Source organism: Acidovorax sp. 56 (assembly GCF_002749705.1).
In the GTDB taxonomy this organism is placed as follows: domain Bacteria; phylum Pseudomonadota; class Gammaproteobacteria; order Burkholderiales; family Burkholderiaceae_C; genus Acidovorax.
The window spans coordinates 828,185-847,949 of record NZ_PEEV01000001.1; the positions used below are offsets into that span (position 1 = coordinate 828,185).

At 62.6% G+C, this 19,765-nt stretch carries 16 protein-coding genes and 2 tRNA genes; 12 read left to right on the top strand and 6 right to left on the bottom strand.

Features of this window, described 5'->3' with window-relative positions; all coding sequences use genetic code 11:
- The first annotated feature begins 27 nt into the window (after nucleotides 1-27).
- From CLU88_RS03545 to CLU88_RS03575, 7 genes are all read left to right on the top strand, one after another.
- Nucleotides 28-102 (top strand) — tRNA-Val (locus tag CLU88_RS03545).
- Nucleotides 103-143: 41 nt separating this feature from the next.
- Nucleotides 144-218, top strand: a tRNA-Val gene (locus CLU88_RS03550).
- A 191-nt stretch (nucleotides 219-409) separates the two neighbouring features.
- Nucleotides 410-1,453, top strand: a complete 1,044-nt coding sequence (locus CLU88_RS03555) for a histone deacetylase family protein (RefSeq protein ID WP_099655416.1) — start codon at nucleotides 410-412, stop codon at nucleotides 1,451-1,453.
- 35 nt (nucleotides 1,454-1,488) lie between these two features.
- Entirely contained in the window at nucleotides 1,489-2,607 is a 1,119-nt protein-coding gene (locus tag CLU88_RS03560; RefSeq protein WP_099658624.1) for an NAD(P)/FAD-dependent oxidoreductase, read from the top strand.
- Nucleotides 2,608-2,750: 143 nt separating this feature from the next.
- Nucleotides 2,751-3,053 (top strand): DUF883 family protein, encoded by a 303-nt coding sequence (locus CLU88_RS03565; RefSeq protein WP_099655417.1) that lies wholly within the window; start codon nucleotides 2,751-2,753, stop codon nucleotides 3,051-3,053.
- A gap of 39 nt (nucleotides 3,054-3,092) precedes the next feature.
- Nucleotides 3,093-3,488, top strand: a complete 396-nt coding sequence (locus CLU88_RS03570; protein ID WP_099655418.1) for a phage holin family protein — start codon at nucleotides 3,093-3,095, stop codon at nucleotides 3,486-3,488.
- Nucleotides 3,485-3,817, top strand: coding sequence for a hypothetical protein (locus CLU88_RS03575; protein ID WP_099655419.1), 333 nt, complete (start codon nucleotides 3,485-3,487; stop codon nucleotides 3,815-3,817). Before CLU88_RS03570 ends, CLU88_RS03575 begins: the two co-directional genes overlap by 4 nt.
- Nucleotides 3,818-3,890: 73 nt before the next feature.
- Here CLU88_RS03575 and CLU88_RS03580 read toward each other — a convergent pair whose 3' ends face one another.
- Nucleotides 3,891-4,982 carry a quinone-dependent dihydroorotate dehydrogenase gene (locus CLU88_RS03580; RefSeq protein WP_099655420.1) on the bottom strand — a complete coding sequence of 364 codons (1,092 nt, stop codon included), beginning with the start codon at nucleotides 4,980-4,982 and terminating at the stop codon, nucleotides 3,891-3,893.
- 37 nt (nucleotides 4,983-5,019) lie between these two features.
- Between CLU88_RS03580 and rpiA the strand changes: the two genes are divergently transcribed.
- Nucleotides 5,020-5,709, top strand: a complete 690-nt coding sequence (rpiA, locus tag CLU88_RS03585; RefSeq protein ID WP_099655421.1) for a ribose-5-phosphate isomerase RpiA — start codon at nucleotides 5,020-5,022, stop codon at nucleotides 5,707-5,709.
- A gap of 64 nt (nucleotides 5,710-5,773) precedes the next feature.
- On the opposite strand, the gene CLU88_RS03590 is transcribed toward rpiA, so the two are convergent.
- The 5 genes from CLU88_RS03590 to CLU88_RS03610 all read right to left on the bottom strand — a co-directional run bounded on the left by CLU88_RS03590 (nucleotide 5,774) and on the right by CLU88_RS03610 (nucleotide 12,715).
- A complete protein-coding gene (locus tag CLU88_RS03590) occupies nucleotides 5,774-6,427 on the bottom strand; it encodes a glutaredoxin family protein (protein ID WP_099655422.1) in 654 nt (217 codons plus the stop codon).
- Between the two features lie 47 nt (nucleotides 6,428-6,474).
- Complete coding sequence (locus tag CLU88_RS03595; protein WP_099655423.1) at nucleotides 6,475-8,538, bottom strand: M3 family metallopeptidase; 2,064 nt, start codon at nucleotides 8,536-8,538, stop codon at nucleotides 6,475-6,477.
- Between the two features lie 72 nt (nucleotides 8,539-8,610).
- Nucleotides 8,611-9,462, bottom strand: coding sequence for a bifunctional methylenetetrahydrofolate dehydrogenase/methenyltetrahydrofolate cyclohydrolase FolD (gene folD, locus CLU88_RS03600; RefSeq protein ID WP_099655424.1), 852 nt, complete (start codon nucleotides 9,460-9,462; stop codon nucleotides 8,611-8,613).
- A 71-nt stretch (nucleotides 9,463-9,533) separates the two neighbouring features.
- Nucleotides 9,534-10,160, bottom strand: coding sequence for a response regulator transcription factor (locus CLU88_RS03605; protein WP_099655425.1), 627 nt, complete (start codon nucleotides 10,158-10,160; stop codon nucleotides 9,534-9,536).
- Nucleotides 10,157-12,715 carry a PAS domain S-box protein gene (locus tag CLU88_RS03610; RefSeq protein ID WP_099658625.1) on the bottom strand — a complete coding sequence of 853 codons (2,559 nt, stop codon included), beginning with the start codon at nucleotides 12,713-12,715 and terminating at the stop codon, nucleotides 10,157-10,159. The genes CLU88_RS03605 and CLU88_RS03610 overlap by 4 nt, the downstream gene beginning before the upstream one ends.
- A gap of 163 nt (nucleotides 12,716-12,878) precedes the next feature.
- Here CLU88_RS03610 and aceE point away from each other — a divergent pair, with 163 nt between their 5' ends.
- Genes aceE through CLU88_RS03630 form a run of 4 tightly spaced genes read left to right on the top strand, consistent with a single transcriptional unit; the run spans nucleotide 12,879 to nucleotide 19,445 of the window.
- A complete protein-coding gene (gene aceE, locus CLU88_RS03615; RefSeq protein WP_099655426.1) occupies nucleotides 12,879-15,587 on the top strand; it encodes a pyruvate dehydrogenase (acetyl-transferring), homodimeric type in 2,709 nt (902 codons plus the stop codon).
- A gap of 18 nt (nucleotides 15,588-15,605) precedes the next feature.
- Nucleotides 15,606-17,285 carry a dihydrolipoyllysine-residue acetyltransferase gene (gene aceF, locus CLU88_RS03620; RefSeq protein ID WP_099655427.1) on the top strand — a complete coding sequence of 560 codons (1,680 nt, stop codon included), beginning with the start codon at nucleotides 15,606-15,608 and terminating at the stop codon, nucleotides 17,283-17,285.
- A 16-nt stretch (nucleotides 17,286-17,301) separates the two neighbouring features.
- A complete protein-coding gene (gene lpdA / locus CLU88_RS03625) occupies nucleotides 17,302-19,161 on the top strand; it encodes a dihydrolipoyl dehydrogenase (RefSeq protein ID WP_099655428.1) in 1,860 nt (619 codons plus the stop codon).
- A 56-nt stretch (nucleotides 19,162-19,217) separates the two neighbouring features.
- Complete coding sequence (locus CLU88_RS03630) at nucleotides 19,218-19,445, top strand: DUF3079 domain-containing protein (RefSeq protein WP_099655429.1); 228 nt, start codon at nucleotides 19,218-19,220, stop codon at nucleotides 19,443-19,445.
- Nucleotides 19,446-19,765 lie beyond the last annotated feature (320 nt).

Sequence of the window (19,765 nt, forward strand, 5' to 3'; positions counted from 1 at the left end):
TGCCATAATCTAAGGCTTGACGCAAAGGGGTGATTAGCTCAGCGGTAGAGCACTGCCTTCACACGGCAGGGGTCACATGTTCGATCCATGTATCACCCACCATTTGCTGTTATGACGATGCCCAAATTTCAGGGTGTCACTTTGGGTGATTAGCTCAGCGGTAGAGCACTGCCTTCACACGGCAGGGGTCACATGTTCGATCCATGTATCACCCACCAAATTTGAAAGCGCCTTGCAGCAATGCAAGGCGCTTTTTTCTTTGGCGTCGTGCTTCGCTCACCGCGCATGGCCTCATTCTCTGAGGGCACAATGGCTCCCCACTGTCCGCCTACATCAGTCGGGCCCGCATCCGATTCATCGTGAACAGGCCGGCCCGTCAGGCAGCCCCTCAGAATTTATCTGCATTGCCATGATCAGCTTTCACAACCCATTGCACCACTTGCACGCACCGCAGCACGAGTTCTTCAGGGGCGCGCGGGTCGATTGTTTTGAAAAGCCTTTGCGGGCTGAATTTGTGGAGCAGGCGCTGCAGCAGGGCGGATACACCCTGTTGGCACCCGATACAGACTCTGTCAGCGTGCTCCACAAAGTGCACGATGCCCGCTACCTTGCTTTTTTGCAGACGGCCTGGCAGCAGTGGGTGCAACTGGCGCCAGAGAATGCGCAAACCCAGCCGTTCCCATCGGTGTGGCCTGTGCGCACCCTTCGCAGTGATGTGGAGCCCGTCAACTTCATCGCCAAACTGGGGCTGTACTCCATGGACAACGGCACCCCCATGGCCGCAGGCACCTGGGGCGCCTCCAAGGCCGGCGCGGATGCAGCCGCCAGTGCTGCCATGCGGGTGGCGCAAGGGGCATCCGCGGCGTTTTGCTGTACCCGTCCCCCAGGTCACCACGCGGGCCCTGATTTCATGGGGGGATACTGCTTTTTGAACAACGCAGCGGTAGCAGCCCAAACCTTGTTGGACCAGGGGGCTAAACGGGTGGTGGTACTGGACGTGGACTACCACCACGGCAATGGCACGCAGAGCATTTTTTATGGCCGCTCGGACGTGCTGTTCATCAGCATCCACGGTGATCCGCTCACCGAGTACCCCTTTTACCTGGGCCAAGCCGATGAGCAGGGCGAGGGCGATGGCGCGGGCTTCAACCTCAATCTTCCATTGCCAGCAGGTTCATCGGTGGCCGCCTGGTTTGCCGCGCTGGAGGCTGCAAGCTCGCGCATCGCGCAGTATGGCGCTGATGCCCTGGTGGTGTCCCTCGGCCTGGACACCTTTGTGGGCGACCCCATCTCGCATTTCGCCTTGACCACCGATGACTTTTTCACCATGGGGCAACGGCTGGCAGCCCTGCACTTGCCCACGGCGCTGGTACTTGAGGGGGGTTATGCCGCTTCAGAACTGGGGGCCAATGCGGTGCAGGTGATTCGCGGCTTTGAAGCCGTTAGGTCGTAAGTTGGGCGCGGATGAAAAAGACGCGGGAGCAAGGAATGACGGATCAAGTGCAATGCGTTGTGGTGGGCGCTGGTGTCGTGGGCTTGGCTGTGGCCCGAGCGCTGGCGTTGCGAGGCATGGAAGTGATGGTGCTGGAGGCAGCCGATGCCATTGGCACCGGCACCAGCTCTCGCAACAGTGAAGTCATACACGCAGGCCTGTACTACCCTCCAGGCTCGCTCAAGGCCCGCCTGTGTGTCGAGGGGCGCAACATGCTCTACGCCTATGCCAGTGAACGGGGCATAGGCCACCAGCGCTGCGGCAAGTTGCTGGTAGCCACGGCAGAGGAGCAACGCGCGGGTCTGCAAAGCATTTACGAACGGGCACAGGCCAACGGCGTCACGGACCTGCGCTGGCTTGACCGTGACCAAGCCCGAGCGCTGGAGCCCGCACTGGAGTGCATTGCGGCCTTGCATTCCCCCAGCACCGGCATCATTGACAGCCACGGGCTCATGCTGGCCCTGCAAGGCGATCTTGAAAACGCAGGCGGTCTTGTAGTACTCAATTCGCCTCTGGCGCACGCACGCATTGCGCAAGAAGCTATTGAATTGATAGCATTCGATGGCACCCAGCTCCACGCACAGTATTTGATCAATGCTGCAGGGCTTCAAGCCCCCCGACTGGCGCACGCCTTTGAAGGGTTGGACCCAGCCCACATTCCTGTGGCGCGCTTTGCCAAAGGCAGCTACTTCACGTTGGCAGGCCAAGCCCCTTTCAAGCATTTGATTTACCCGGCGCCCGAAGCCGCCGGACTGGGCGTGCACCTGACGCTGGATTTGGGCGGGCAGGCCAAGTTTGGGCCCGATGTGCAATGGGTGGACTCTGCTGAAGATCTGCTGGTCGATCCACGCCGTGGCGACGCTTTTTATGCGGAGGTGCGCAAGTACTGGCCGGCCTTGCCCGACGGTGCGTTGGCTCCTGGCTACGCAGGCATGCGCCCCAAAATCCACGGCCCGCATGATCCTGCAGCCGACTTCTGCATCCAGGGGCAAGCCACCCACGGCATCCCAGGCCTGGTCAATCTGTTTGGCATTGAATCCCCCGGCTTGACCAGCGCTCTGGCCATTGGCGAACATGTGGCGCAAATGTTGGTGCAGCCCACTGCCAATTTGTAGCGCCCCACTGAGCCAGCGCAGACGTTGTAACCCTATGCGTCAGTGTCCTACAGCCCGCCGCTGCATGGCAACGCTAAGATGCACCAGCAGCCACCCCCATGGTTTCATCCTTTTTGGTTTGACTTGTTTTTGAAAGGGTTTGTATGAGTGCCTCTGAAACTTCCTCCACCCAAGGTGAACTGGAAAAATTGGTGTCTGACCTGCGCGGCCTGCTGGCCAACAAGGACCTGGATGCGGTGCCAGAGATCAAGCTGCTGCGCCAGCGCCTGGACGATGGAATCCATTCGGCCCGCGAATCGGCCATTCGTGCCGCGCAAGATGCGGCCCGCCAAGCCAAGGACGCAGCCCTGGCTGCCGACCGCTACGCCCACGATGAGCCCTGGCGTGTTGCCGGTGCGGCCCTGGCTGTGGGCGCTTTGGTGGGCTTTTTGCTTGCACGCCGCTAAGGCTGTGCACCCACCCACTGGCGCGCAGCAAGGCCACGCATGAACTGGATATCCCTGCTCGGACTGGACCACCTGCTGGCGCGCGTTCGCGTGGTCGCCATTGAAGGGGCCATCGCTGCGGAGGATCGCCTGGATTTGGCGCGCCTGGAATGGCAGGACCAAAAGCGCAGCCTGCTGCAACTTCTGATTTTGGCGGTGGCTGTCATCGGGCTCACGGTGGTGAGCATGGTGGTGCTCTCCATTGCCGTCGTCGTGCATTTTTGGGATACGCCGCACCGGGGCCTGGCAGGCTGGCTGGTCAGCGCTGTTTGGCTGGTGCTGTGGGTATTGGCTTTGATTGGGCTGCTGCGCGCGGCGCGGCGGGCGGGCAATGGTTTTGCCCTGACGCGGCAAGAGCTGGCCCAGGACTGGCGCGATATCAAGGAGCAGCTATGAGCCCAGATGGCAGCCACGGACAATCGGTGCGCGCAGCTTTACCTGTCATCGTCCCGACCTTGGAGCAGCAAAAGGTGCTGCTGCGCATCTCTGCGCAACGCGAACGCATTCGGGAGCGCCGAGCCGCACGTTTTCTGGCCCAGCAGCAAACGCTGGATGCGGGTAACCCAGGCGCGGGCGACTCACTGATTCTGCAAGGGGTGGCTTTTGCCAAGCAGCACCCTGCCGCCGTGGCGGTCGTTGCTGCGGCGGCGATGGCCTTGGGGCCACGGCGCCTCATTCGCTGGATGGGCGTCGCCTTGCCTTGGATTGTGCGATTGCGGCGTTAGTGGCACATGGCTAGGTTGCCTCAGGGCCGGTGGTTTTGTCGCCCCCCGGCCCTTTTTGTTTCAGCTCACATGCTCAGCGGTGCACGGCCGCCGCTTTGATCGCTGCCGCTGCAGCGGACACCAAGCCTGGCCCTTCGTAGATCAGCCCTGTGTAGATTTGCACCACATCAGCGCCAGCCTCGATCTTGCTCACGGCATCGCTGGCGCTCATGATGCCGCCCACACCGATGATGGGAAATTGGGCGCCCAGCTCAGCCCGCAGTTGCCGGATGACCCGGTTGCTGGCCTGCAATACCGGTGAGCCGCTGAGCCCACCGGTCTCCGTGGCATGGGCTAGCCCTTGGACCGCATCACGGGCGATGGTGGTGTTGGTGGCGATGACACCGTCCATGCCATGTCGCTTCAAAGTGGCAGCAATCACAGCCACCTGGGCTTCGTTCAGGTCTGGGGCAATTTTTACGAAGATAGGAACGCGCCGCTTGCCCGCAGCCGTTGCACTGCCCGAAGGAGCGTCTTGCGAAGCCAGCCACTCGCGGCGTTCAGCGATGGCTGCCAGCAAGTTGTCCAGGGCTTCATCGCTTTGCAGTGCGCGCAGGTTTTGTGTGTTGGGCGAGCTGATATTCACCGTCACATAGTCCGCATGCGGATAGACGCCATCCAGGCACGTCAGGTAATCGCTGGTGGCATTTTCGATCGGTGTTGCAGCGTTCTTGCCAATGTTCAAGCCCAGCAGCATGGGGGTGACACCACGAACCTGGCGAAATTGCGCTTGCTGCACATTGCGCACAAAGGCGTCCAGCCCTTCATTATTGAAGCCCAGGCGATTGATCAGGGCCTTGGCCTGCGGCAAGCGAAACATGCGCGGTTTGGGGTTGCCCGGCTGGCCTTTGGGTGTCACGGTGCCCACCTCGACAAAACCGAACCCCATGGCGCCCAGGGCATCAATGCAGCGTGCATTTTTGTCCAGGCCCGCTGCCATCCCCACCCGGTTAGGGAACCGCAGTCCAGCCAGCTCCACGGGGTCTTCCACCCGGCTTTGACACCAAGCCCACTGCAGTGGGGTGCGCTGCCCCTTGGCCAGAAGGTTCATGGTGAGGTCGTGTGCGGCCTCGGGGTCCATGCCGAACAGAAAGGGGCGGGTGAGAGCGTAGGGAATGAGGGACATGGGACGATAATTGAAGGATTACCTCCGATTTTCTCTCATGACGACACCTTCCTCACTGACCCAAGACGAACTCAAAGCCCTGGTGGGCCAGGCCGCTTTGCACTATGTGATGCCCGGCGATATCGTGGGCGTGGGCACAGGCTCCACGGTCAACAAGTTCATCGATGCGCTGGCCAGCATCAAGGGCGACATCAAAGGCGCAGTGTCCAGCTCTGTGGCCAGCACCGAACGCCTGCTGGCGCTTGGCATACCTGTGCTGGATGCCAATGAAGTGGACTCCCTGTCGGTCTACATCGATGGCGCTGACGAGATTGATGGGCAGGGCCACATGGTCAAGGGCGGCGGCGCGGCACTGACCCGCGAAAAAATCGTTGCGGCCCTGGCCCAGCGTTTCGTCTGCATTGCAGATGAAACCAAGCGTGTCGAAGTCCTGGGCAAATTCCCGCTGCCAGTGGAGGTGATCCCCATGGCGACCCAGCACATCGCTCGCCGTTTTGCGGCCATGGGCGGTGTGGCCACCGTTCGCCAAAAAGACGGCAAGCCACTGGTGACCGACAACGGCCAGCACATTCTGGACGTGACGGGCCTGTCGATTGCCGAGCCGCTGCAGTTCGAGTCAGAAGTGAACCAATGGCCCGGGGTGGTAACCGTGGGCGTGTTTGCACACCAGAAGGCGGCGGTGTGCTTGCTGGGTACAGCGCAGGGTGTGAAAACGCTGGTTTATTGAATCAAACAAAAAAGGCGCATTCAATGAATGCGCCTTTTTTGATAGGAAGACCGCAAGCGGGTGCTCAGAACTTCAAGCCCGCCGGGTTATTGGGGTTGGGGGCATTGGGGTCTGCCGGTGGAGCGGGGGGCCGCACGCGGCGCCCAGTCTCGGCGGTGGCGGCATCTGATGCCGAGGCGGCTGGCGCGGCCTTGGCGGGTTGGGTCAAAGGCGTTGCCGCTGGACGCCGATAGTTGGTAGGGAGCTGCGATGTTTTGGGATACCCCGCCGCATCCAGATACTGCGTCCACTCCGACTCCGAGAAGCCCGAAAGGTTTTGGCCTCCGATTTTGGCAAAAGGCAGGCTGGAGTCGCTGCCCAGATTGGTCAATGCTTGCAGGTCTTCGTTGGTGTTGATAGTGCGCTCGGTAAACGGAACACCACGGGACACCAGCAAGCGCCTTCCGCTGTCGCAGGGGGGGCAATTCTGGCCAGTGAAAATTGTCACAGGAAACCGTGCGGCCACTTTGCCCAGCTCGTAAGGCAGGCCAGCGCCAGCACTGTCACCTCCGCCTGAAGTGGTGACAACTGCCGGGCTGTTTTTGGACGGCGTCTCTGGGGCCTTGTCAGAAAACGTGACTTTGCCATCTGGGCCAACAATACGATACACCGTCTGGGCCTGTGCACCGACGGTAAGCAGCGCCAACATCAATGGCAAGGTCAGGGCTTTGAGCTGCATGGTGAATTTCCTCGTGGGGTACTTGGGACAACGGCGCATCATAGAGGCTACGAGGCCTGGGCCATACCCTGGTGTCGCAGCAACGCATCAAGCTGCGGCTCGCGGCCGCGGAAGGCCTTGAACGACTCCATGGCAGGGCGGCTGCCCCCAGCCTCCAGGATGGCCTTGCGGTACTTGCGTCCGGTTTCGATGCTGGGCAGGCCATCGGCCCCCATGGTTTCCTCGAAAGCAGCGTAAGCGTCGGCACTGAGCACTTCTGCCCATTTGTAGCTGTAGTAACCCGCTGCGTAGCCGCCAGCAAAAATATGGCTGAAGGTGTGCGCAGTGCGGCTGAATTCCGGGGGCTGCAGCACAGCCACTTCATTGCGGACCTGCCTCAGCAGGGGCATCACATCGTTGGCTGGGTCGTGCTCGGTGTGCAGCAGCATGTCAAACAAGGCAAATTCGATTTGCCGCAGCGTTTGCATGCCGCTCTGGAAGTTCTTGGCCGCCGTCATCTTGTCAAACAACGCACGTGGCAGCGACTCGCCCGTGTCTACATGGGCGGTCATGTGCTTGAGCACGTCCCATTCCCAGCAGAAGTTCTCCATGAACTGGCTGGGCAACTCCACCGCATCCCACTCCACACCGCCAATGCCGGACACATCACGCTCATTCACCTGGGTGAGCATGTGGTGCAGGCCGTGACCGAACTCGTGGAAGAGGGTGATGACATCATCGTGCGTGAGCAGCGCGGGCTTGCCGTCCACGCTGTCTGCAAAGTTGCACACCAGATGGGCCACCGGCGTTTGCACCGCGCCCGTGTCCGGGCGCAGCCAGCGGGTGCGCACATCGTCCATCCAGGCGCCGCCACGCTTGCCGGTGCGGGCGGGCTGGTCCAGATAGAACTGGCCTACCAGCTGCGTGCCCATGTGAGCTCCCTCCGGGTGCGTGCGTTCAATGCGATAGAACTCGACCGAGGGGTGCCAGACTGGGGCGCTGTCGCGCCGAATGGCAACTTCAAACAGGGTTTCGATGATTTTGAACAGGCCTGCCAGGACCTTGGGCGCGGTGAAGTACTGTTTGACTTCCTGCTCGCTGAACGCATAGCGCGCCTCTTTGAGCTTTTCGGCCACATAGGGCCAGTCCCACGCCTGGGGGGACTCCAGACCCAGCTCGGTGCGGGCAAACTCGCGCAGATCGGCCACGTCTTTCTCTGCGTAAGGGCGGGCACGTTGGGCCAAGTCGCGCAAAAAGTGCGTCACTTCGGCGGGCGACTTGGCCATCTTGGGCACCACGGAGACTTCGCCAAAGTTGGCGTAGCCCAGCAACTGGGCTTCTTCCTTGCGCAAGGCGAGGATCTCGCCCATCAGCGCGGTGTTGTCAAACTTGCGCGCATCCCCCTCGGCCTGGTCAGATGCCCGGGTCACGTAAGCGCGGTACATCTTTTCGCGCAGCGCAGCCTGCGCGGCAAACTGCATCACCGGCAGGTAGCAAGGCATCTTGAGAGTGAGCTTGTAGCCCTCTTTGCCCTCGGCCTGGGCGGCCGCCAGGGCGGCTTGCTGCACATCCGCGGGCGCGCCTTGCAGCTCGGGCTCGGTAGCGTAGTAGGCAAACGCATCAGTGGCATCCAGGGCGTTTTCGCTGAACTTCTGGCTCAGCTCCGCCTGGCGCTCCTGAATCTTGGCAAACCGTTCCTTGGCCGCCCCAACCAGCTCAGCACCGCTGAGCACAAAGTTGCGAACCGCATTCTGGTGCGCCTGGCGTTGCTCGGCATTCAAGGTGCCTGGGTCAATGGCCTTGTACTTTGCATACAGGCGCTCATCGGCACCCAGGCGGGTCCAGAACTCGGTGACCTGGGGCAGGGCGGCGTTGTAGGCGGCGCGCAGCTCGGCGGTATCGGCCACGCTGTTGAGGTGGCTGACGGCCCCCCACGCAATACCCAGTTGTTCCGTGGCCACGTCCAGCACCTTGGCAATCGCATCCCAGCGGGCTGGGAAGTCTGCGGCGGTCACCGTATCTAGTGCGGCGTTGGCGCGCTCCAGCAGGGCGTCGACAGCGGGGGCTACGTCGGCGGGTTGGATGCGATCGAACGCGGGCAGGGCGGAGAAGTCGAGGAGGGCGTTGCTCATGCGGATGTAGATAACGGCGCAGTGCGCAGGTTCAAGTTGCCAAGCGGCCGCAAGCGGCTTTTTACCGAAGGTTTACCCGGCGGCGCGTTCAGCGGCCTCCAGGGTGTTGACCAGCAGCATGGTGATGGTCATGGGGCCCACGCCGCCTGGCACGGGGGTGATGTGGCTGGCCACGGCCTTGACACCTTCAAAGTCCACGTCGCCGCAGAGCTTGCCTTCGTCGTTGCGGTTCATGCCCACATCCAGCACCACGGCGCCGGGTTTGACCATGTCTGCCGTGAGCACGTTGCGCTTGCCCACGGCGGCCACGATCACGTCGGCCTGCAGGGTGAGTGCTTTCAAGTCAGCGGTGCGCGAATGGCAAACGGTGACCGTGGCATCCTTTTGCAGCAGCATCAGCGCCATGGGCTTGCCCACGATGTTGCTGCGGCCAATCACTACCGCATGCTTGCCCTTGAGGTCATAGCCAATGCTCTCCAGCATTTTCATGCAGCCATAGGGTGTGCAGGGCCAAAAACCGGGCATGCCGGTCATCAGTGCCCCGGCGCTGGCGATGTGAAAGCCGTCCACGTCCTTGGCGGGCGAGATGGCTTCGATCACTTTTTGGGCGTCGATATGGGCTGGCAGGGGCAACTGCACCAGGATGCCGTGGATGCTGGGGTCGTTGTTCAGGGCCTCCACGCGGGCCAGCAGCTCGGCCTCGCTCATGCTGGCGTCGTACTTTTCCAGCACCGAATGCAGGCCGCTGTCTTCACAGGCCTTGACCTTGTTGCGCACATACACCTGGCTGGCAGGGTTGTCGCCCACTAGCACTACAGCCAGGCCGGGGGTGACGCCACGCGCTTTCAGGGCCGCAGCACGTTCGGCGACTTCGGTGCGCAGTTGGCGGGAAAGTGCGTTGCCGTCAATGGGTTGAGCAGTCATTCTGATCTTCAAATAAAAACAGCCGCTAGCGCAATTTAGATAAGCGCTAGCAGCTATGAAAAAAGGAGCAATCAGCCCTTGGGTGCGTTTTGCCCCAGGGCAATCTTCAGCAGGTCGGCCACGGTGTTGGCGTTGAGCTTTTCCATGATGTTGGCGCGGTGCGCTTCCACGGTCTTGATGCTGATGCCCAGGTCGTCGGCGATCTGCTTGTTCAAGCGGCCGGCCACGATGCGCTCCAGCACCTGAGCCTCGCGGCTGGTGAGCTTGGAGAGCAGAGCGTCGCGGCTGGCTGCCTGTTGAAAGCCGGCGAAGGCCTCACGGGCATGGTCGAGCATGCGCTCGACCAGGCCCAGCAGTTCTTCTTCGTTGAAGGGTTTCTGGATGAAATCCAGCGCGCCCTTCTTCATGGTGTTCACCGCCATGGGCACATCGCCGTGGCCGGTGATGAAAACGATGGGCAGGGGCGACTTGCGTTCGATCAAGCGGTCTTGCAATTCCAGGCCGGTCATGCCGCCCATGCGAATGTCCACGATCAGGCAGGCCACTTCGCGGGGGTCATAACGGGACAGGAAGGTCTCAGCCGAATCAAAGCAGCGCACCCGATAGTCCTTGCCCTCTAGCAGCCACTGCAAAGAGTCGCGGACGGCCTCATCATCATCAACAACGTATACGGTGCCTTTTTTCGGAATCAAGCTCATGCGATGGTCCTTGGAGTTTGTTCGTTTGCTACAGAGTTTGTAGTGTCATCGGCAGGCTTTGCCAGCGGCAGCCAGAAGGAGAATCGGCAGCCCGTGACCTCTGATCCATTGTAGATGTTCTGCGCCTGCATCCGCCCCTGGTGCGACTCGACGATGCTGCGGCACAGGTTCAGGCCCATGCCCATGCCTTCTTGCTTGGTAGAAAAGAACGCTTCAAACAGGCGCTCCAGCACCTCAGGGGCCAAGCCCTTGCCAGTGTCTTGCACCGAGAACTCCACCACCTCGCGCTCATCCACCTGCTTGGGCACCACGCGCAACTCCACACTGCGGCCCGATGCTGGGCGCTCGGCATGCTGGATCGATTCGGCGCCGTTCTTCATGAGGTTCACCAGCACTTGCTCGATGAGGATGGTGTCGGCCATCACGGGGGGCAAGCGGGCTGCGATGTAGTGCGTGAGGCGCACGTTGTGCCGCCGCAGTTCGATGTCGGCCAGCTCAACCGCTTCAGACACCATGTGGTGCACGTCGGCCAGCGTGCGGTTGGGCTCGCTCTTTTTCACGAAGGCGCGTATGCGCTGAATGATCTGCCCCGCGCGTTGGGCTTGGTGGGCCGTCTTTTGCAGGGCCGTCAGCAGGGCCTCTTCGGTCAGTTGGCCGCTTTGAATGCGCGAGACCATGCCGCTGCAGTAGTTGTTGATGGCGGTGAGCGGCTGGTTCAGCTCGTGCGCCACGCTGGACGCCATCTCGCCCATGGTGATGAGGCGGCTGACCGACTGCGCCCGCTCTGCCTGCCGGTCCGCCTGCTCCTCGGCAAGACGCCGGGGCGTGATGTCGGTGGCAATCACCATCTGAGCCAGTCGTCCATCCACCCAGTTCAGGTAGCGCGAGCGCACCTCCAGCCACTTGCCCAGATCGGGCAGGTAGATCTCGGCGTTTTCCGAGCGGGCGCTGGTCAACGGGTCGGTGGGCAGGCCCATCAGGCCATCTTCATCGTCCACGCCGCTGCTGGTGCTGCTGGCCACCGGCAACACGCCCGCCTGGGCCACCAGTTGCAGGTGGCCCGCTGTTTGGGAGCCAAACCACTGGCGGTACAGCTTGTTGGCAAACAGCAGCTCCTGGCTGCCCAATGGTGCGACGGACACGGATGCATCCAGAGACTCCAGCACGATCGTGAAGCGCTCATGTGCGGCCGTCAGCTGCTGGCGCACACGGTTGGGCTCGGTGATGTCGGTCATCGAGGTCATCCAGCCGGTTTGCTGCCCGTGCGCGTCGATCAGCGGCGACACATACAACCGTGCATCGAACAGGCTGCCGTTCTTGCGCTGCACGCGCACCTGAAACCCGCCCGCCACACTGCGGCCACTGATTTCGTCCCGCAGCTTGGCGTGCAAGGCTTCATGGTCTTCCTTGGGCCAATAAGGGTAGGGGGGCAGCAAGCCCACCAGCTCGGCTTCGCTCCAGCCCGTCATCTGGCACAGCGCGGCGTTCACATAAGTAATGCGCCCCTCCATGTCCAGGGCGCGCATGCCCGTCAGGATGGAGTTCTCCATCGCTCGGCGGAAATTGGTCTCGGCCACCAGCGCCTGCTGGGCCTGCAAACGGCGGCGGGTATGGCGCCAGGTGGCAATCAGCATCCACGCCGTCATGGCGCTCAGGGTGCCCACCAACCAGAAGAGCCCGCTGCCCACCACCCCAAGTGATGTGCGGTAGGCCTGCGCACGCAGCACCAGCCCGTTGCCTACGGGCGATACGGGCACTTCGTATTCGTTGGCCTTGGGCGTCCAGGGCAGCAAGTGGCTGGCGGGGTTGCGTGCTGGCAGCGGGGTGCCCGCCAGCACCTGGCTGCGCCCATCGAGCAGGGTCACGGCGTAGCGCGCCAGCACCTCGGTGGGGGTGCCATAGCGCAGCAGACTGTCAATCGAATACTCGCCCAGCACCACGCCAGCGAATTTGCCCTGGTTATTCAATGGCACCTGCAGCTGCAGCAGGGGCGACACATCGCCCTTGGCCGCTGCGGGCTGTGCATACACGGGCTGCTGCAGGTCGCGCGCCAGGCCATAGGTATCGGCCGTGTCCCCCGGCTTGAGCACTTCGCCCGCAACCCGAAGCTGCGGGCTCGACAGGGTGGGCGCAGCATGGCTGGCACGGATCTTTCGGCGCTCGTCAATCCAGGTGATGGCCTGCAGCTCGGGGTACTGGCTGATGAGGGCCTCGGCCCGGTTCACGAATTCCGCGCGCTCCAGCTCCTGATTGGACAGGTCGCGCGCGATGCGCATGAGCTGCTCTTGCCGCTCCAGCAACCGCAGGCGCACCCGCTGTTGGGCATATTCCACGTCGCGGCGCAAGGCTTCTTGTTCGCGCTCCGCCTCCTCGGCCCTCAAATACCAGAACGCGGCCACGATGGCGGCCAGGAACATCATCACCGCCGCCAAGGGCGCCAGGGCGGCAAACCGGTCTTGCCGCGTGGGCGAAAGGCTACGCCACCATTTGCGCCACCAGCGCGCCGGCGCGGCAATGGCAGAGGGGGCTGCGATGGGCTCTGAGCTTGTATCCATGGCCGAAGTGTAGAGGACGGGCGTGCACTTTTCAGCAGCTGAAATTATGTGCGTTTGCAGCATTTTTTCTTAATATGAAATTCAAAAGCACGATTTGAAATGATGAAAAAATGTGCGAAACTACGCCCGATTTTTGCCCGCTGCACTTCACAGGAGACAAAGCATGTCAGCTCAGCCCGACCCAAAGGCCGGCCTCGGTATCGGCACCGACGCAGACCAGCAGGAAACCCGCGAATGGATGGATGCCCTGTCCGCCGTCATTGAAAAAGAGGGCGCTGAGCGTGCCCACTCCCTGCTCGAACAACTGCTGGAACACGCCCGCCAGAGCAGCATTGACATGCCGTTCTCTGCCAACACCGGCTATGTGAACACCATTGAGCCTCACAAAGAGGCCCACTGCCCCGGCAACATCGCCATCGAAAAACGCCTGCGCGCCTACATGCGCTGGAACGCCATGGCCATGGTGGTGCGCGCCAACCGCCTGAACCCCGCCGACGGTGGTGATCTGGGTGGCCACATCGGCTCCTTCGCCTCGGTGGCCAGCATGTTCGGTGCAGGCTTCAACCACTTCTGGCATGCCGCCAGCGAAGACCACGGCGGTGACCTGCTATACATCCAGGGCCACAGCGCGCCCGGCATCTATGCCCGCGCCTACTTGGAAGGCCGCCTGAGCGAAGAGCAGCTCGACAGCTTCCGCCAGGAAGTGGACGGCAAGGGCCTGTCCAGCTATCCGCACCCCAAGCTGATGCCTGAGTTCTGGCAGTTCCCCACGGTGTCCATGGGCCTGGGCCCGCTGATGGCCATCTACCAGGCCCGCTTCCTCAAGTACCTGCACGCCCGTGGCATTGCCAACACCGAAAACCGCAAGGTCTGGGTGTTCTGCGGCGACGGCGAGATGGACGAGCCCGAATCGCTGGGCGCCATCGGCCTGGCCGCGCGCGAAAACCTCGACAACCTGGTCTTCGTCATCAACTGCAACCTGCAGCGCCTGGACGGCCCGGTGCGCGGCAACGGCAAAATTGTGCAAGAGCTCGAAGGCGAGTTCCGTGGCGCTGGCTGGAACGTCATCAAGCTGCTGTGGGGCAATGGTTGGGATACCTTGCTGGCCCGCGACAAGACTGGCAAGCTCAAGCAGCTGATGATGGAAACCCTGGACGGCGACTACCAGGCCATGAAGGCTAATGACGGTGCCTTCGTTCGCAAGAACTTCTTTGGCAAGTACCCCGAGACCGCCAAGCTCGTCGAGCACATGACCGACGAAGAGATCTTCGAGCTGCGCCGCGGCGGCCATGAGCCCGCCAAGGTGTACGCCGCCTTCCACGCTGCCAACGCGCACAAGAACCAGCCCACCGTGCTGCTGGTCAAGACCGTCAAGGGCTATGGCATGGGCAAGGCCGGTGAAGGCAAGAACACCGTGCACCAGACCAAGAAGCTGTCGGACGAAGACATCAAGTACATCCGCGACCGCTTCGCGATCCCGATCCCGGACAGCCAACTGGCCGACATCCCTTACTACAAGCCGGCCGACGACACGCCGGAAATGCGCTACCTGCAAGAGCGCCGCAAGGCCCTGGGCGGCTACCTGCCCAAGCGCCTGCCCAAGGCCGACGAGCACTTCACCGTTCCATCGCTGGACACCTTCAAGGCCGTGCTGGAGCCCACCGCCGAAGGCCGTGAAATCTCCACCACCCAGGCCTACGTGCGTTTCCTGACGCAACTGCTGCGCGACCAGGCCTTGGGCCCACGCGTGGTGCCCATCTTGGTGGACGAGGCCCGCACGTTTGGCATGGAAGGCCTGTTCCGCCAGATCGGTATCTACAACCCTAAGGGCCAGCTGTACACCCCGGTGGACCGCGACCAGGTGATGTACTACCGCGAAGACAAGGCTGGCCAGATCCTGCAAGAGGGCATCAACGAAGCCGGCGGCATGGCCAGCTGGATCGCGGCCGCGACCAGCTACAGCACGAACAACCGGATCATGATCCCGTTCTACGTGTACTACTCGATGTTCGGCTTCCAGCGCATTGGCGACCTGGCCTGGGCAGCGGGCGACATGCAGGCGCGTGGCTTCTTGCTGGGCGGCACCTCGGGCCGCACCACGCTCAACGGCGAAGGCCTGCAGCACGAAGACGGTCACAGCCACATCCTGGCCAACACCATCCCCAACTGCGTGAGCTACGACCCCACCTTCGCCCACGAAGTCGGCGTGATCATGCACCATGGCCTCAAGCGCATGGTTGAGCGCCAGGAAAACGTCTTCTACTACCTGACGCTGCTGAACGAAAACTACCCCATGCCTGGCCTGCAGCCCGGCACGGAAGAGCAGATCATCAAGGGCATGTACCTGTGCAAGCCCGGTGCAGACGGCAACAAGCGCGTGCAACTGCTGGGCTCGGGCACCATCCTGCGTGAATCGCTGGAAGCCCAGACCCTGCTGGCCGCCGACTGGGGCGTGCAAGCCGACGTGTGGAGCTGCCCAAGCTTCAACGAACTGACCCGCGAAGGCCAGGACGCTGACCGCTGGAACCTGCTGCACCCGCTGGAAACCCCACGCGTGCCATTCGTCACGCAGCAACTGGGCAGCCGCAGCGGCCCCATGGTGGCGTCGACCGACTACATGAAGGCCTACGCTGAGCAGATTCGCCCCTTCGTTCCCAAGGGCCGTACCTACCGCGTGCTGGGCACCGACGGCTTTGGCCGCAGCGACTTCCGCAGCAAGCTGCGCGAGCACTTCGAGGTGAACCGCCACTACATCGCGGTCGCCGCCCTGAAGGCGCTGGCCGACGACGGCGTGATGCCCCTGGCCAAGGTGGCCGAAGCGATTGCCAAGTACGGCATCAACGCTGACAAGATCAACCCGCTGTACGCGTAACCCCTACCGGAGACAACAATGGCATTGGTCAACATTCAAGTCCCGGACATCGGGGATTTCGATGAAGTCGGCGTGATCGAGTTGCTCGTGAAAGTGGGCGACACCGTGAAGGCCGAGCAATCGCTCATCACAGTGGAGTCCGACAAGGCCTCCATGGAGATTCCCTCCAGCCACGCTGGCGTGGTCAAGGAACTCAAGGTGGTGCTGGGTGACAAGGTCAAGCAAGGCTCAGTAATTGCTGTGGTCGAAGCCGCTGGTGTGGCTGCTGCGCCAGCACCCGCAGCGCCTGCGGTCGCCGCCCATGCACCGGCGCCAGTGACGGCAGCTGCGGCACCGGCAGCGCCCGTTGCGGCCCCCGCCGCGGCGGTGGCTGCAGGTCCCGTGGAAGTGCGCGTGCCTGACATTGGCGACTTCAAGGACGTGGCCGTCATTGAGTTGCTGGTCAAGGTGGGCGACACCATCGCTCTGGAGCAATCGCTCTTCACCGTCGAATCCGACAAGGCCTCCATGGAGATCCCTTCGCCCGCCGCAGGCGTGCTCAAGGAGCTCAAGGTCAAGATCGGTGACACCGTGAACATCGGTGATCTGATGGCCATCCTCGAAGGTGTGGCCAGCACTGCGGCGGCAGCCCCTGCCGCGCCCGTCGCTGCGGCACCGGCGCCTGCCGTGGCAGCAGCCCCAGCCATTGCTGCCGCAGCTCCCTCTGTGGCCGTGGCCACCGTGGCTGCGCCAGCGGCGCATCAGCCAGGCGCAGGCACACTGGGCTTGCCCCACGCCAGCCCCTCGGTGCGCAAGTTCGCCCGCGAGCTGGGTGTGCCACTCGAAGAAGTCAAGGGCACCGGCCCCAAGGGTCGCATCACGCAAGACGACATCCAGAGCTTTACCAAGCAAGTGATGAGCGGCGCTGCGCAAACCAAGGCCCAGGCCGCCAAGGCACCCGCTGCCAGCGGTGGCTCCGGCGTCGGTCTGGACCTGCTGCCCTGGCCCAAGGTCGACTTCGCCAAGTTCGGCCCGGTGGAGCGCAAGGACCTCTCGCGCATCAAGAAGATCAGCGGTGCCAACCTGCACCGCAATTGGGTCGTCATCCCGCACGTCACCAACCATGACGACGCGGACATCACCGACCTCGAAGCCTTCCGCGTGCAGTTCAACAAGGAAAACGAGAAGAGTGGCGTCAAGGTCACCATGCTCGCCTTCATGATCAAGGCCGCCGTGGCCGCGCTCAAGAAGTTCCCCGAGTTCAACAGTTCGCTCGACGGCGACCAACTGGTGCTCAAGAACTACTTCCACATCGGCTTTGCGGCCGACACGCCCAACGGCCTCGTTGTGCCCGTCATCCGCGATGCTGACAAGAAGGGCATCGTCCAAATCTCGCAAGAGATGGGCGACCTGGCCAAGAAGGCGCGCGACGGCAAGCTCGGCCCGGCCGACATGACCGGTGGCTGCTTCTCCATCAGCTCGCTGGGTGGTATTGGTGGTCGTTACTTCACGCCCATCATCAACGCCCCCGAAGTCGCCATCATGGGCGTGTGCAAGAGCAGCTTGGAGCCCAAGTGGGACGGCAAGCAATTCGCACCGCGCCTGATGTTGCCCCTGAGCCTGAGCTGGGACCATCGCGTGATCGACGGCGCTGCCGCTGCACGTTTTAACGTGTACTTTGCCTCGCTGCTGGCGGACTTCCGCCGCATCGTGATGTAACGCGAGGGAGCGACACATGGCAATCATCGACATCAAGGTGCCCGACATCGGCGACTTCGCCGAAGTGGCCATCATCGAAGTGCTGGTTAAACCCGGCGACACCATCAAGGCCGAGCAAAGCCTTATCACCGTGGAGTCTGACAAGGCCTCCATGGAGATCCCCTCCAGCCACGCTGGCGTGGTCAAAGAGCTGAAAGTGAAGCTGGGCGACAAAATCGCCGAAGGCGCCGTGGTGCTGACGCTGGAAGTGCAGGGCGCTGCCGCTGCAGCCCCTGTTGCGGCCCCCGCACCAGCGGCACCTGTGGCTGCGGCATCTGAGCCAAAATCGGCTCCAGCGCCCGCCCCGCAAGCGCAAGCAGCTATCAATCCAGTAGCATCCGGCTTTGCTGGCACGGCCGACCTGGAGTGCGACGTGCTCGTGCTGGGCGGTGGCCCTGGCGGCTACAGCGCGGCCTTCCGCGCGGCCGATCTGGGCCTCAAGGTCGTCATCGTCGAACGTTACGCAACGCTCGGTGGCGTGTGCCTGAACGTGGGCTGCATCCCGTCCAAGGCGCTGCTGCACGTGGCCGCCGTCATGGACGAGGTCACCCATCTGTCCGCCGCAGGCATTGACTTTGGCGCCCCCAAGGTCAACGTCGACATGCTGCGCGGCCACAAGGAAAAGGTCATCGGCAAGCTGACCGGTGGCCTGGCCGCCATGGCCAAAATGCGCAAGGTCACTACCGTGCGTGGCTACGGAGCCTTTGTGGGCGCCAACCATGTCGAGGTCGAAGAAACCACCGGCACGGGCCAGGAGAAGACGGGCACCAAGAAGGTCATTGCCTTCAAGAAGGCCATCATCGCCGCCGGCAGCCAAGCCGTGCGCCTGCCCTTCATGCCCGACGATCCACGCGTGGTCGACTCCACCGGCGCCCTGGCGCTCAAGGAAGTCCCCAAGCGCATGCTCATCCTGGGCGGCGGCATCATCGGCCTGGAAATGGGCACCGTGTACAGCACCCTGGGCGCGCGCCTGGACGTGGTCGAAATGATGGACGGCCTGATGCAGGGCGCCGACCGCGACCTCGTCAAGATCTGGCAGAAGATGAACGCCCCGCGCTTCGACAACATCATGCTCAAGACCAAGACGGTGGGGGCCAAGGCCACGCCCGAAGGCATTGAAGTGACGTTTGCCGCAGCGGAAGAGGGCGGCACCGCCCCCGCGCCCCAGGTCTACGACCTGGTCCTGCAGGCTGTGGGCCGCACGCCCAACGGCAAGAAGATCGCCGCCGATAAGGCCGGCGTGGCCGTCACAGACCGTGGCTTCATCAACGTCGATATCCAGATGCGCACCAACGTGCCGCACATCTTCGCCATCGGCGACATCGTGGGCCAGCCCATGCTGGCGCACAAGGCGGTGCATGAGGCACACGTGGCGGCTGAAGTCATCGCCGGTGAACTGCAGGGCAACAAGGAACTGGCAGCCGCTGCCTTCAATGCCCGGGTGATTCCGTCGGTGGCCTACACCGACCCCGAAGTGGCATGGGTCGGCCTGACGGAAGACCAGGCCAAGGCCCAAGGCATCAAGGTCAAGAAAGGCCTGTTCCCCTGGACAGCCTCCGGCCGCGCCATTGCCAACGGCCGCGACGAAGGCGTCACCAAGCTGCTGTTCGACGACTCGCCCGAGGCCCATGGCCACGGCAAGATCCTGGGCGGCGGCATCGTGGGCACCCACGCTGGCGACATGATCGGCGAAATCGCGCTGGCCATTGAGATGGGCGCCGACGCGGTGGACATCGGCAAGACCATCCACCCGCACCCCACGCTGGGCGAAAGCATCGGCATGGCGGCGGAGATTGCGCACGGCAGCTGCACGGACGTGCCGCCCGCACGCAAGTAAGGCGCCCACACAGCGCAGGTTTGGCGGGAGCCCGGTACCCAGTCTGGAGACGAGCCATGGCAGTCAAGAAGTTTCCCAAAGCCCCCGCCCACCCCGAGCGGGTGTGCTGGGGCTGCAACCTCTACTGCCCCGCCAAAGACATGCGCTGTGGCAATGGCTCCGACCGCACGCAACACCCTGCGGAATTGTTTGGGGACGACTGGGATCAGTGGGGGCTTGATGCTGACGCTGAGGAAAAGTCGGCCAATAGCCTCAGTGCCAGTCCCCGCGAGCCAAACACCTAAAGCCAGGCCATGGCCGCGCCGCCCGAGGCGGGTCAATGGACACAAACGGCGGCCCACATCCTTCAAAACAGGCGCCCCATGTTGGGCGGCGTGCAGCTTTGGTAAAAGACTGCATCTGCACCCGTCTCCATGGCCGTCGAAGATAAACTTCCTTGAATACTTATTAAGAGAGATTCAGGGAGGAATACATGGAGCTGAAGTATCCAGCTGGGCCGCAGGCTTACCCAGAGGAATTGATCAAAGCCACTTCGTCTTACAAGCGCCACGCGTGGATTGCGCTGTTGGCGCTACTGGGTTTTGTCGCTTTTTACTTTTCGCTG